2 protein-coding genes (1 of these 2 cut by a window edge) are annotated in these 2,500 nt (G+C 73.8%); both read right to left on the reverse strand.

Annotated elements, in window-relative coordinates:
- Nucleotides 1–81: 81 nt before the first annotated feature.
- Nucleotides 82–1,749 carry a GspE/PulE family protein gene (locus tag G3573_RS19135; RefSeq protein WP_163263279.1) on the reverse strand — a complete coding sequence of 556 codons (1,668 nt, stop codon included), beginning with the start codon at nucleotides 1,747–1,749 and terminating at the stop codon, nucleotides 82–84.
- A gap of 8 nt (nucleotides 1,750–1,757) precedes the next feature.
- On the reverse strand, nucleotides 1,758–2,500 hold the 3' portion of the coding sequence (locus G3573_RS19140; protein ID WP_163263280.1) for an SCO family protein. The gene runs 196 nt beyond the window's last position; 743 of the gene's 939 nt are visible here — the last part of the coding sequence; its start codon lies beyond the right edge, outside the window — the gene reads right to left on this strand; it ends in the stop codon at nucleotides 1,758–1,760.

The following is a 2,500-nucleotide window of genomic DNA, read 5'->3' on the forward strand; positions in this document are numbered from 1 at the left end:
GGTCGAGCGCGCTGACCACGTCGGCCACGGCGCCGCCGTCCGGCCGCACCGCCCGGTAGGCGAACCGGCGCTCCGGCGCGGTCACCGCGCGCCCTCCGCGCCGACCACGCGCAAGGCCTCCGACAGCGCCGTCTCGCCGCGCCGCGCCTTGACCAGGGCGTCCTCGCGCAGGGTCCGGAAGCCACGTGGCCGGGCCAGAGCCTCCAGCTCCGCTTCGCTTGCCCGACGCCGGACCGCGGCCTGCAGGGCGGCGTCGACCTCGGCCACTTCGAACACGCCGATCCGGCCGCGGAAGCCGGCGTGGCCGCAGGCGGCGCAGCCGACCGGCTCGCGCCAGCGCGCGGGCTCGCTCAGCAAGGCCTCGGGCAGCCAGGCCCGCGCGTGCGTCTCCTCGGCCTCCCCGGCGTGCGGGCTGGCGCAGGCGTTGCAGAGCCGGCGCAGCAGCCGCTGTCCGACCAGGCCGCGCAGCACCTCGGCCAGCAGGTATTCCTCGACGCCGAGGTCGAGCAGGCGCGAAACCGCGCCCAGCGCCGAGCCGGTGTGGAGGGTGGAGATCACCAGGTGGCCGGTGAGCGCCGCCTGCACCGCGATGCGGGCGGTCTCGGCGTCGCGGATCTCGCCGACCATGATCACGTCGGGGTCCTGGCGCAGGATCGAGCGCAGGCCGGCGGCGAACCCCAGCCCGATGTCGGCGCGCACGTGCATCTGCAGCACGCCGGCGCAGTCCAGCTCGACCGGATCCTCGACCGTGACGATCTTGCGGACGCCGTCGTTCAGGTGGGTGATCAGCCGGTAGCAGGTCGTGGTCTTGCCCGAGCCGGTCGGGCCGGCGACCAGCACGATCCCGCCCGGCCGCTCGATCATCTGGGTCAGCAGGCGCGCGTGGTCGGCCGCGACGCCCAGCTCGTCCAGGGTCGGCAGGTCGCGGGTCTTGCCCAGGAAGCGCAGCACGATCGACTCGCCCCAGGTGGTGGGCAGGGCCGAGACGCGCACGTCGTATTCGCCGCCGCCCACGCGGATGCTCTGGCGGCCGTCCTGCGGCAGGCGCCGCTCGGCGATGTCCATGCCCGAGAGCAGTTTCACGCGCGAGGCGACCGCGTCGAACAGGGCGCGCGGCGCGGCCCGCCACTCGGTCAGCACGCCGTCGACGCGCAGGCGCACCAGGGTGCGGTCCTCGAACGGCTCGACGTGCACGTCGCTGGCCCGGCGCGCGATCGCCTCGGCCAGCATGGCGTTGACGAAGTCGATGACCGGGGCCTCTTCGGCCAGCTCGCGCAGGCGCGTGGTGTCCGGCCCGGCGCTGGCCGCCGCCTGGGCGCCCAGTTCGCCGAACAGGGGCTCCAGCGTCCGCCCGGTGGCCAGGTAGAAGCGCGCCGGCGCCTCGTGCCACTGCTCGGCCGCCTCCTGGACGGCGGGGTCGTAGACCTGCCGGCCGGCGACGCAGAGCCGTTCGCCGTCAGGGTCTGGGGCGAACCAGGGCGCCACCTCCTTTTCGAGCAGCCAGTCCAGCGGCGCCCCCAGGCGCTCGGCCGCGGCCCGCACCGCCTCGACGGCGGGCATCTGCGGGGGCGTGATCAGCGGCAGGCCGAAGGCGTCGGCCAGCGCCGCCTGCAGGGCGTCCTCCGACACCGCGCCCAGCCGCACCAGGGCCGGGCCGACCGAGCCGCCGTTCTGCAGGGCCAGCGCGTCCTGCAGGTCGCGGTCCGACACCAGGCCGCGGTCGCGCAGGATTTCGCCGACCCGTCGCATGGGCCGGCCTACTGACCCTGGCGCCCCGCCTGCGCCGTGTGCTCGGGCTTCGCGGTCTTGCGGGTCTCCTGGCGCAGGTAGTCGATCAGCGCCGCGGCGTCGTCGTCGTCGAGCTTGAGATTGGGCATGGGCAGGTTGCGCCACTGGGCCGCCAGCGCCACCGCCCGGGGATCCTTCTCGGCCAGCATCTTGTCAGGCTCCTTGATCCAGCGCGCCAGCCAGGCCTGCGGATGCTTGTTGACCACGCCGTGCAGGTCGGGGCCGAGGCCCGGGCCGCCGCCGAGGGTGTGGCAGGAGGCGCAGCGGGTGCGGAACAGGGCCGCGCCCTCGGACTGGTTGTTGATCTGCACCGCGTTCGAGTAGCTGGGGCGCGCCTTCGTGTCCTTGACCTTGCCGTTGAACAGGTAGCCGCCGACCAGATCGGCCATCACCTGCGGGTGCTCGTGGGCCGAGCGCTTCATCCACTGGCCGGTCGCCTCGTTGCCGACGATGAAGCGGGTGTCGTGGTCCTTCACCGAGGCCGGCGTCACGGCCGCTACGCCCAGCTTTTTCTGCAGCAGCTCCACGTCCGCCTGCGAACCGGTCAGGAAGGTCCAGCCCGGGCCGACCTTGAAGGTCTGCATGTAGCTCTTCAGCACCGCCGGCGTGTCGGTCTTCGGGTCGACCGAGATCGAGTAGAAGAAGATGTCCTTGCCGACCCGGTCGCCGAGCGCGGCCTGCACCGCGCGCATCTGCGCGGTGTCCATCGGGC

Source organism: Caulobacter sp. 17J65-9 (assembly GCF_010975005.1).
Classification (GTDB): domain Bacteria; phylum Pseudomonadota; class Alphaproteobacteria; order Caulobacterales; family Caulobacteraceae; genus 17J80-11.

Coding starts and splice junctions, on each gene's coding strand:
- G3573_RS19135 (WP_163263279.1), bottom strand. CDS start 1,749: ATGCGACGGGTCGGCGAAATCCTGCGCGACCGCGGCCTGGTGTCGGAC.